Origin of the sequence: Thioclava litoralis (assembly GCF_045278885.1) — a bacterium.
GTDB lineage: Bacteria > Pseudomonadota > Alphaproteobacteria > Rhodobacterales > Rhodobacteraceae > Thioclava > Thioclava litoralis.
The window spans coordinates 1195890-1206813 of sequence record NZ_CP135443.1 but is presented as its reverse complement, the minus strand read 5'-3'; the positions used below and the strand labels follow the sequence as shown (position 1 = coordinate 1206813).

Here is a 10924-nt window from a genome sequence, read left to right as displayed (position 1 = left end):
ACACTGCTTGGGGCATGAGACAATCCCGCGCTCACGGCCCTTTGCCCCGAACAGGATGCCGATGGACCCGTTTCCGACCCTTTTGCTGACCCGTCCCGCCGAAGCGAATGCGCGGTTTCTGGCCGCGTTGCGGGCTGCGGGCGTGACCCTGTCCGCGCTGTGTTCGCCCCTGATCGAAATCGAGCCGCTTCCCCCCGCAAACTGTCCTGAGGGCGATCTGGTCTTTACCTCGCAGCAGGCGGTTGCGCCTTTTGCGGCGGCTTTTCCCCGGATGCAGGGACGGCGGGCATGGTGCGTGGGGGCACGCACGGCCGAGGTGGCGCGGCAGGCCGGATATGCGGTGCGCGTCGGTGCGGGGCAGGCCAAGGCGCTTGAACAACAGATTCTGGCCGAAGGCGGTGCGGGGCCGTTTGTCCATGTCTGTGGCGATCATCTGGCCCATGATCTGGTGGGCGGGCTTCTGGCGGCGGGGCGGCAGGCCTTTGCGCTTCAGGTCTATCGACAGGTGCCGCAGCGTCCGACAAGGCAGGCGCTTGCACTTCTTTCGGGAGAAACCCCTGTTTTGGTGCCGGTTTTTTCACCGCGTACGGCACAGATCTTTACGAAATATTTGCCGGAAAACCATGCCCCCCTATACCTTGGCGCAATCAGCACTACTGTAGCTCGGCAGCTTGCAGCTGTGGCAAACGCCCATATCGAGGTTTCACGGGAAACAAGTTCGGCTGCGATGGTCGAGCTTCTCAAGCGTTTGGCATGTCGGAGCGTTGCGACTTGAAGAGAGGTTGATCCGGGGGCTAGAGTGGCCACGGTTCAATACAGCGGATTGCTTAGGAGGAATTGCCGTGGCTGCACCCGAGGATAAGAAATCGGAAAAACCTGATGCAGCGAAGGATGAAAGCGTTACGCCTGAATCCGTCCCGGCCGTTCCGGAGCCTCTCTCAGACACCCTGACCGCGCAAAAGCCTGCCGATACCGCACCGGAGGCGGAAGAGGTGGAGACGGATGATCCGCTGGAAGGCCGCAACGAGGGGCTGGCGGAAGAAACGGCCTTTGGCAGCGATGATATCGTTGCCGCAGAGCAGGTCGAGGCCGAACAGAAAGAGGATGCGCCGGAGGCCGGAGATACCGCCCCCGTGGAGGCGGCGCCTCTTGTAGAGCCCGAGACGCCAGAGCCTGCGGTCAAACCTGCGGTCGCGCCGGTTGCTTCGCATACGGTTGTCGAAAAGCGGGGTGGTTTCGGGGCGCTACTGGCAGGCGGCGTTGTGGCGGCGGTCATCGGGGCTGCTGCCGCGATCTGGGCATTGCCGCAGCTTCCGCAAGATCTTCAGGCAAGGATTTTCCCGCCGCAACCGGCCTTTGACAGCTCTGCGCTGGAAGGATCCGTAGCCGATCTGTCGTCGCAGGTCAGCGCGTTGCAGCAAAGCGTTTCGGTGCTACAGGACAATATGGCGGCAATGGGCCAGTCTCAGGGGCAATCTGGGGGGGGCGATATCTCCGGCCTGCAAGAGCAGATCACTGCGCTGCAGTCCAAACTTGAAGGGGTGACCGGACCCAATGCGGCGGCCGCCGAAGAGGCAGAGCGCCGTGCCCGTGCCCGCGCGGCCATTGCGCAAATCCGCGCCGCGCTCCTCAATGGCACCCCGATTGCCGAACCCGTGGCACAGGCGCGCGATGCAAAGCTTGATGTGCCGGAGGCGCTAGGTATCGAACCCCAAAGCACCAAGGCACTACAGGAGGCCTTCCCCGCGCCTGCACGGAGCGCACTGGATGCGGCCCGTCGCGCGGATGCCGGAGATAATCTGGGCGCCCGCATAGAGACGTTCCTGCTGACGCAGACAGGGGCGCGTTCCGTGGCCCCGCAAGAGGGCAGCGGGCCGGATGCCGTGCTGTCGCGTGCGCAGGCCGCTGTCGATGCGGGGGACTTCAAAACCGCCATTACCGAAATTTCTGCCCTTCCGCAGGTGTCGCAGGACATTCTGTCGGGGTGGGTTGCTCAGGCACAGAAACGTGTCGCCGCTGAGGAGGCAGTCGCTTCGCTTGCCTCGCAGGTCCAATAAGGAGGGACGGCCATGCTTTGGTCTTTCATCAAAATCGCTGTCTTTCTGATTGCGGTCACCGGTGTCACTTATGGCGCGATGACGCTGGCCAGTTCGGCGGATGGGGTGCAGGTCGTTCTGGCAGGGGTGGAATATAACCTCGGTCCGGTTCAGGCGATTATCGCCGCGCTCGTGCTGATCCTTGCCGTGTTCATTTTCCTGAAACTGGTGGGCTTTGTGGTCGCGCTTTTGCGGTTTCTCGTGGGTGACGAGACCGCGCTGACCCGCTATTTTGACCGTTCGCGCGAGCGTCGCGGTTACAAGGCGCTGGCCGATGGCATGATTTCTGTTGCATCGGGCGAGGGGCGTCTGGCCTATTCCCAGGCCAAGAAGGCGCAACGCCTGCTGGGCCGCCCCGAGCTGACCAATCTTCTGGTCGCGCAGGCGGCGGAAACCAAAGGGGATACCAAGAAAGCGACAGAAGCCTACAAGCTTTTGCTATCGGACCAGCGCACCCGTTTTATCGGTGTGCGGGGGTTGATGCGCCAGAAGCTGGCCGAGGGCGATACCGATACCGCGCTGGCGCTTGCGCAGAAAGCCTATGCCCTCAAACCGTCGCATGAGGAAACGCAGGATACGCTGCTCAAGCTCTCGACCGAGAAGGGCGAGTGGAGCGATGCGCGCAAGGTGATCAGCTATAAGCGGCATAGCGGTCTGCTGCCGAAAGATGTGGCCAAGCGCCGTGACGCGGTGCTGGCGCTGCAAGAGGCCAAAGGCATTCTCGACGAGGGGGCCAGCATCGAGGCCCGCGAAGCCGCGATTGCGGCCAATAAGTCCTCGCCCGATCTGATTCCGGCGGCGGCCTTGGCGGCCCGTTCCTATATCGAGAAGGGCAAGCCGAAGAATGCAGAGCGGGTGATCCGCAAGGCATGGGAGGCCCAGCCGCATCCGGATCTGGCATCTGCCTATGCGGCGATCCTGCCCGACGAGACCCCGCAGGCGCGCCTGAAGCGCTTCCAGAAGCTTTTGGTGCTGCGCCCCGATCACGAAGAGACCCGTCTTTTGCGGGCCGAGCTGAATATCGCGGCGGAAAACTTCCCCGAGGCGCGTCGGGCGCTGGGCAATCTGGCCGACACCCATCCCACCTCGCGCGTGCTGGCCATTATGGCGGCGGTAGAGCGTGGCGAAGGGTCGGATGACGCGGTCGTTCGTGGCTGGCTGGCCAAGGCGCTGACCGCGCCGCGTGGCCCGCAATGGTGCTGTGACGCTTGCCAGAATATCCAAAGCGAGTGGACACCGGTCTGCGATAATTGCGGTGGGTTCGATACGCTTAGCTGGCGCGAGCCGCCGAAATCGGACCAGCCCCTGCCGCATGGGGCAGAGATGCTACCGTTGATCGTGGGGGCTCCGGCCGTGATGACCGAAAGCGAGGCAGGGCGGAATGCCGAAGAGGCGGGGATCGAGGTTGAAGAGGCCGAGATCGTGACCGGGGCGACCGAAGAGCCTCCTGCGGACGAAATCAGCACGGGGTCGGACCCCTCGATGTCTGCCGGAACCGGAGAAGATCAAAAGAAATCCGCTTTGGGATAAAATAGGGGCTACACATCCCCGGCGCGGCATGCTAATTGCCGCGCCACACCGTACAGGTGTAGCTTGGCTGGCAGAGCACATCATTCGTATCAAACGGGTCCGCCCGTGAATGAAGGAAGTGCAAAGCCAGTTACTTGCAGGCGGCCTAAGTCACAAATAGGGCCGTGTAAAAGAAGGATGCCGCTGTAGCTCAGCTGGTAGAGCACGTCATTCGTAATGATGGGGTCGGGGGTTCGAGTCCCTTCAGCGGCACCATCCTTCTTTGTGTAGTTGGACCATAAGAGTGCAGATTTGGAGCATAAAGCGACCAAACTGCAGTCAATATGGGAAATCCAACACACTTAGGTGTCTTGGTCGACACACTATTCCAAAATAAGAATGCGGGTTGGCCGGTAGTTCACGGAAATGCCTCGTCGAACGATCCGCGAATTAATGCGCAAGCCTGTGCACAGGCACCTCAAGCGGGCGCCTCTTATGGGCCGAATTTATCCCTCGCGAAAGACATCCAAGCCGATAGTTCGCCGTAAATGTTCGACTCACGTCTCGAACGAGATATGATCAGACAATAAGGGCGGATGCTGTTGAAAAACTCCAATGACGGCCAATTTCGGCACTATATATTGTCTTTTGGCGCATCAGGTGGCGCATTTAGTATGCGATTTTGGCGCCGCCTGACTTTTTCAACAGTATGGGCGGATTGCCGACTTTCGCTGCGTCAGTCACCAAGGCCAGCTCAGCGCAATATATCGGACATCCCAGTCCCAACGGGCAATTTTCGCCTAGCTAGGATGAACCACGTTGACCCCCAAGCCTTGCTGACCTAGGTACTCACCCGCATCGCCGACCATAAGATCACTCGTTTCGACGGGCTGCCAGAGCGCCTTCACCGGCCCCGTCACCCTAAAAGCTTTCGGCTTCCCTCACCAAGTCAGCGATCACCCCGCGAACGCTTAGCGCCGAGGTGACCGCCCTAGCGCCCGCACCCATGTGGCCGTACCGCTACGAATAGAACTTCGGCTTGGAAATGGGAGGCCAATTGACTGCGTTGAAAGACCGAAGCGCTTCTTCTCCGAATGATGGTTCAACAGCTTTTGCCCAGCAAATCAGGCCGAACACATGGTGATAGATTCGAGAGACTGAGGTTTTCCGTGCCGATGCGTGGCCGGCGGGGCCAAAATCTGGATGGGTTAGGTAGTGCAGGTGTTGCCTGATCTTGTCTTTGTATTCGCGCGGCAGGCGTGGCTGTTTCCCATCGACGAGGATTCCAAGCACCACCTTTCGTGTGCCGGGGCCGCGCACTTTCGTTTTGCGCAAGTTCGGCCTGAACCCCTCGTCATTCAGGGCCTTCAAAATCAGTCTCTTCACACGATTTACCGATTGGCTAGGGCGGGCATCTTTGCACGAGAAAACAATGTCGTCTGCGTATCTGGAGAAATTCATTGCATTGTCATCCGCAAGCTTGGCCAGCTTGGCGTCAAGCTCCTTCATGACCAGATTGGAAAGCATCGGACTGGTCGGCGCTCCCTGTGGCAGGATTCCGACGTAGGGCGAGTAGTAGTGCGTGATTGTTGCTTCTAGGTACTTTACGTCAGCCGTATCCGGCTCGAGTCGCTCACACGGCATCGTACAAAGGCGCGCCAGTTCAAACGACATCAGGCGAGCATACCCGAGAGATCGGAACGCTCTGTAGACTTGGTGTTCGGAGATCGCGTGAAAGAAATCCTGTATATCGACCTTGATCAGCCACTTGGCTTCCGTGTGCGCCCGAGCGGCAAATACGGGGTTTGACCCAGGGTGGTAGGCGTAACTGGCTTGGTGCGGCGCGCCGAACCGCAAAATGTTCTCCGATATCCACTTCTGACATCTTAATAATCGGCCTTCCGGGATGCTAACCATCCGGACGTTTTTCCGCCCCGGCACCTTTTTTCTCAGGTAAATGTGGCGATACCTACCCGCCTCTCTGGCCACAGTTTTGCGAAGGAAACCGTATGAAACATCGGATTCAATACTGAGATGTTTCAGGGTCAGAAGCGGAAATAACTGCGAATTTATCGACGCGATACGCTGCATGGCAGCTGCCGCATTGTTTAAGACCGCAGGGGCGATCTCAAGCTCATGACCTGCGGCCTTGTATTGTTGAGGGCTCGTTTGGCGCATCTACTTCGGCCCACCTAAGGTGGGGGGTATGGCAAGGACTGCCGGAGACACCGACAGGCTTTTCTTGCCATACCGCGCAGCGCGAAGAACCTGCTCCGCTTTACGAGCGCCGGAAATCCAACACCCTGGGTCGTAACCGACCCAGCACTGGCTGCGCAGTGCATTCCTAGACGGCCTCACGGCGCCCTCAACTGGCTTGGAAAGTACAGGTGACTCTCCGGAAACGCAAATTCTTCATCAATCAAATCATACCTCCTGATCCCACATATTTCTCTTCGACCCATGCGTGTCAGGGTTTGTTTCGGGGTCACCCAACCAGCGGTCTGAGACAGCGCGATCACTTCCTCAACGCGTTCAATGGGGATTTGTGTGAGCGCCGAGACCTTTGTTGGCGTTTTGGCCCCACTGCGGATCGCATCCAGTACAAGCATCGCATGTGTCCACAGTTCCCCTTCCGAATCCTTCAAAACGTTCCTAGCTGCGCGAACGCCAAGCACGCGTTCTGAGTTCCTGGCCAACATTTCGCTGCTATCGGCAATCCTATCGATCTCTGAGGAAGCAGTGCTTCTGCCAGGAAAGAGCGGTTTCCAGCCGCCAGAATGGCTGTGAAGTATGTCTGGCGCATTATTTGGAATACCATGTGAAAACGCTATTAAAGACCCTGTATCATTGAAGCCAAAAGGGTATCGGGAGCGCTTTCCTGGATACGTCTTGCACAGCAGCTTTATCGCACCCAACTCGTTACCCGAAAACGCCTCATTGATCACGGGGCAGGCGATGTGAAACGAGACCTTTGGACGAAGCGAATGACGCCGAACATTGCACAGCCCCCATTCGGTTCCTGAGTAACAAACCACATGAAAATCAAGCAGCCCGTATGATCGCCAACTTTGGATCGAGGCAACCAATGCGAGCGCGTCGAGCATTTCGCCGACCCTACGGCCAGACCCCACAAAATCAGTTACGATCACTATCTTTCGGACTCTGTTTTCCCGAAGGGCATCAGGGCCAGGATGTGAAATTGCATGGTTTTCCGGCACCTTGCAATATTTTGAGATCAGGGTTGCAACAATCCCTTCGCTGCCAACATCCTGCTTTTTGGGGTCCGCCGACACGGGTGGAATGCCGTCACCTGTGGCCCGTCCTTTGTCGGTTTTCGGGAAAAATGGCATTACATCGTAGTTACACTTTTCAATTTCTCTCTCTGCGTAGAGGGCAAGGCAGGGCTGTGCACTCTGGCACTCTCGTTCTATTCGATCCAGCTGTTTCGTGATCGCGGCGATAAACTCGCTGGCTCCGACGAGCATAATTCTGTCCAGAAGCAACGACGCAGTATCTCGATCCTGTGGGGGGAAATTACCCAACCAAGTCTGAGCAAATGATGTTTTGGACAATTCTGCCATCGGCACCTTCAAATCTGTAGTTCAACTTTGAGCTCTCTTCGGGGCGCCTTTGACATGGTAGACGTGCGAAAGTCACTGGGTCCAGACAAATGTTCGAATTGCTCACAAGCGCAACACTACCTCCCGCCGCATGTTCCCTTTCTGCCCCCCCCACACCTCGCGCAACGATATGTGTGTACGAGCAATGGATTGGGTCTCAGTGCGCACCGGCTGGTCCAGCCCGTTGAGGTATAGCTTCATGCTGCCTCAGCCGCGTCGTGGCCTCGTAGGTCAGTGGCTCGTCCAGGGTGCGAGAGGCAAGCACGTAGGATCGGTCGACCGCGCCATGCTGGTCGTAGTTTTCGACCGCGTCGCGCACACGGTAAATTCGCGCCCTGTGCAAACACTTAGTGCGGCGAAAACGCGCGATTGTCCAATTTGATGGACGGATGCAGTTGGCCTGGCCGCGGTCATCTGGCATGCGAAGCATAGATGCCCGGTATGGGTCGTTCTTTGCGGAATTAGATGCGCTCAGGGAGCACCCCGAGCTCAGCCATGATCGTGGTCAACTCGTCTCTGCGATGCGCAGGGCACGGATGCTTGCGGGAGCCCTGGTCAAGCCTATTAGGAGCGGATCCACGCGTCAGACCGAACTCTGCCTTTATGTCGGCGATCCAGCAAGTCTTGGGAGTAAAGCCAAAGCGAGCTTTCGTCTCTTCTTGGATTTGCTGATAGGTGGCCATTCGGATGCTCTTTGATTCGAGGTTAGCTTGGTGCCGCAGTGGAGGCTAGCACACTTGGAATGCTGCACCATGAATGAACGGCGGCAACGTCGGGCCGCGCCGCAGCAGTTCCTCTGCCCACTAAAGTCGGCTCTGGGCCGGAAATTTTCACGGCATGATCAGAGGCAACATTTCGCGGACTTTCACAACGAGGTCGTGATCTGGAAATTTCTCGATAGCTATATACCAAACCCTCGTGGCTTCGATGAGATCGCCAGCGTTCCAATAGGCGCCGCCCAAGTTGAACAAGGCTAGGTCATAATCCGGATCGAGCTCGATCGCCGTTTTGTAGGCCCCAATCGCTTCATCCAGCCGGCCGCAATTGACGTTTGCGACGCCAAGCTGAAACCAGCTCATTGCGTCGGGTTGCAGGTGCTCGGCCTGTTCAACGAGGATCGGGCGACTTTCTTCATACCTGCCTAGAAAATTGAGCGCCGTTCCAAGGCAATAGCCATAGTGCCCCCCCTCCAGCTCATAGGCCTTGCGGTAGCAGCGCTCGGCCTCTTCCCAGTTTCCTTCGTCCTGGGCCCAATGACCCAGCCGATCCCAGGGTAAAGCGGCATCCTCGGCATTCACGTGCGCAATGTGCTGTTCGAACACTGATCGAAACTTGGTGTACGTGCCGATATCATCACCTTGCTGACGTAGATACAAACTCGTCAAAAGCCATTCGGCTCGCCCGCGCTCAAATTCAGGGTGCTCCGATATACATCGGTTCCAGAAGGATTGAGCCAAGCGCGCATTCTGAATCGTGGCACGTCCAAAAGCTGCAATCTGGCGCGCGCACCAAGGCCATATCCAAGGCGCAGCATCTGCCTCGCTCAGCAACCTGTTGATCTCACGAAAGGCCGCCCGGCCATCGCCAAGGCTGAACAAGACGTTCGTGCGCCAGCCAGAAATAGTAGAGGCTCGGCCGATTTGCCGTTTAGTGAAGACGACCTGGTCGAAACATTCGAGCGCCTCTTCGTATCGGCCATTGCGATGATGATAGTGCGCGAGGGCGCTGTGAGCTTCAGGCAGGTTAGGATTCCGTCGCAACGCTTCGCGATAATGTTCTGCTGCAACGTCTTCTTGCCCGAGCCGCTCGAAGCTTGTGCCGAGGTTCTTAAAACACTGCGCGGCCAAATTCGGATCCTCAGCGAACTCTCGATTGTTAAGCGCAGCCATATAAAGATTCTTGGCTTCATCCTCGCGCCCCAACGCCGATAATCCGTTGCCGATGGTGTAATATAGGCTACCCATCTGATAGCGGCCCGTTTCTTGCTTAGTCCGGAAGTGCGCCACGGCCGCCTCGATCCGCTCCGTATTGGGGGGGTGACAACCCATACCAAGGTTGATCTCCGCCATGTAGCAGAAGCCCATAGCATCATGGTCATCGTCAAGCACGGCAGAGAACTGTTCGAAGGCCGCACTTAGAACTGTATCCGCACCGCTATCATAGAGTTGCTCTGCCAACTTGCTCGCAAGATCAGGGTTTTCTGGCACGTGTAGCTCGGGCTGGGCGGCACGAAGCAGGCCGGGGATTGCCTCGATGGGGGCCGTAGTTTGCGCGATCCTGCGGTCTCGGGAGTTTCGCGAGCCTGAACGTGCAAGCTTTGCAAGGCGCGCGAGTACTTCCACAGTAAGCTTATCAGTGAATGTAATCGTAAGGGTCTGCTGTTAGGCCCAGTTCTTGCCACTATGCTCGTAGCGGCGCAGTACCGCCTCGACGAAGCTTACACGAAGTGACTTCGTCGGCGCATGATAAGCCACATAGAAGCTATAGGGCTGCGCGATCAGATAATTGAGATTGGTCCGATCGACCGAGATGCTGAGCGAGTCGTCGTCATTGAGGGCACGGTCCGTTCCCTTAAGCTGAACATGTAGGCGGGCATTTGTAGGATGACCATCAGCGACAACTTCTATTAAGCAATCGGTACCGTAGTCTTTTCGGTCACCTCCTTGGAAAACAAAGTCGCGGCTCTCCGCGATCAGCGCCTGAAACGCCGCTTCTGTTTCACTTTCCAAGGCATGGTTGCGATCGCGTTTGGGTAGATCATCAAATGAACTCACATCATTCCCCCTCTGCGTGCCTACGCAGGTACATGTATGGACACAGCTTCACGGTCGACTGCATGGAAAATTACTAAAATAGGCATTTGGGCCTCTATTGGTTGTGCCTCCCAGAATTTGGCTCAGACGCGCACTGCGATTTTTTGCCAATCGAGCAATGCTGCATGTTGCCACGAAGGGCCGGTTCGGGGAAGTGCGGTGCAACCATGGTCAGATTTGAGAATGTCCGGAATGGGCCGAAATACAAAAAACCGGCCGCGAGGATCTCGAAAAAGGTCTGCCGCATTGCCGCAAGTCCTCTTCGAACCGTTGCTGTCATTGGCTGTTCACATGGTTCAAACGAGCAATCGGAGCGGCACAAATACGTGACAGGTCCAAACTGCGTCAACGTCATGACCATTCCTAGTATTGGACCGATGATTGCGACGGCGATGGTTGCCGCGATTGGTACGGGAGAGGCATTCGGGCGTGGACGGGATTTCGCCGCATCGGTCGGCCTGGTTCCCAGACAATACAGCACGGGTCGCCGAACGGTGCTCGGCCGCATTTCCAAACGTGGCTGTCGATACCTGAGGATGCTCTTCGTTCAGGCCGCCAAGGTCATTCTGATGCGGGCCAATCGATGGCCTGACTTCAGCTTTGGCGATTGGCTGACCCGCGCATCGGAGAGGATGAACAGAAACAAACTGGCCGTGGCGCTCGCCAACAAACTGGCCCGCATGGCCTGGAGTATACTCAGACACAGAACCGCGTTTGACGCACCGAGAGACGAGGTCACTGCCGGTATTTGAGCCGGGGCGACGCTCGCAAACGAATACGTCAAATGCACTTTGCATGCGATCTGTGCTGATAAGATATATGCCTTCCAACACCGCTAAAAATGCAAGGGTAGAGGCAAAACCATTCCGGTACGCGGAAAGTCGGC

At 57.5% G+C, this 10924-nt stretch carries 8 protein-coding genes, 1 tRNA gene and 1 pseudogene; 5 read left to right on the top strand and 5 right to left on the bottom strand.

What is annotated here, in order from left to right:
- Positions 1-61 precede the first annotated feature (61 nt).
- The 4 genes from RPE78_RS05950 (at position 62) to RPE78_RS05935 (ending at position 3881) form a co-directional block, all read left to right on the top strand.
- Positions 62-775, top strand: a complete 714-nt coding sequence (locus RPE78_RS05950; protein WP_406721501.1) for a uroporphyrinogen-III synthase — start codon at positions 62-64, stop codon at positions 773-775.
- A 67-nt stretch (positions 776-842) separates the two neighbouring features.
- Positions 843-2057 (top strand): hypothetical protein, encoded by a 1215-nt coding sequence (locus RPE78_RS05945; RefSeq protein WP_406721500.1) that lies wholly within the window; start codon positions 843-845, stop codon positions 2055-2057.
- A 12-nt stretch (positions 2058-2069) separates the two neighbouring features.
- Entirely contained in the window at positions 2070-3626 is a 1557-nt protein-coding gene (locus tag RPE78_RS05940) for a heme biosynthesis protein HemY (RefSeq protein ID WP_406721499.1), read from the top strand.
- A 179-nt stretch (positions 3627-3805) separates the two neighbouring features.
- A tRNA-Thr gene (locus RPE78_RS05935) sits at positions 3806-3881 on the top strand.
- Between the two features lie 744 nt (positions 3882-4625).
- Here RPE78_RS05935 and RPE78_RS05930 read toward each other — a convergent pair.
- From RPE78_RS05930 to RPE78_RS05910, 5 genes are all read right to left on the bottom strand, one after another.
- On the bottom strand, positions 4626-5783 hold the full coding sequence (locus RPE78_RS05930; RefSeq protein ID WP_406721498.1) for a reverse transcriptase family protein: 1158 nt from the start codon (positions 5781-5783) through the stop codon (positions 4626-4628).
- Positions 5784-5959: 176 nt separating this feature from the next.
- On the bottom strand, positions 5960-7186 hold the full coding sequence (locus tag RPE78_RS05925) for a hypothetical protein (RefSeq protein ID WP_406721497.1): 1227 nt from the start codon (positions 7184-7186) through the stop codon (positions 5960-5962).
- A 500-nt stretch (positions 7187-7686) separates the two neighbouring features.
- Complete coding sequence (locus RPE78_RS05920; RefSeq protein WP_406721495.1) at positions 7687-7908, bottom strand: hypothetical protein; 222 nt, start codon at positions 7906-7908, stop codon at positions 7687-7689.
- A 147-nt stretch (positions 7909-8055) separates the two neighbouring features.
- Entirely contained in the window at positions 8056-9567 is a 1512-nt protein-coding gene (locus tag RPE78_RS05915; protein ID WP_406721494.1) for a tetratricopeptide repeat protein, read from the bottom strand.
- Between the two features lie 39 nt (positions 9568-9606).
- Entirely contained in the window at positions 9607-9999 is a 393-nt protein-coding gene (locus RPE78_RS05910) for a DUF4365 domain-containing protein (protein ID WP_406721493.1), read from the bottom strand.
- A gap of 377 nt (positions 10000-10376) precedes the next feature.
- Here RPE78_RS05910 and RPE78_RS05905 point away from each other — a divergent pair.
- Positions 10377-10790 (top strand): annotated as a pseudogene (locus tag RPE78_RS05905) (transposase); the annotation flags it as partial.
- Positions 10791-10924 lie beyond the last annotated feature (134 nt).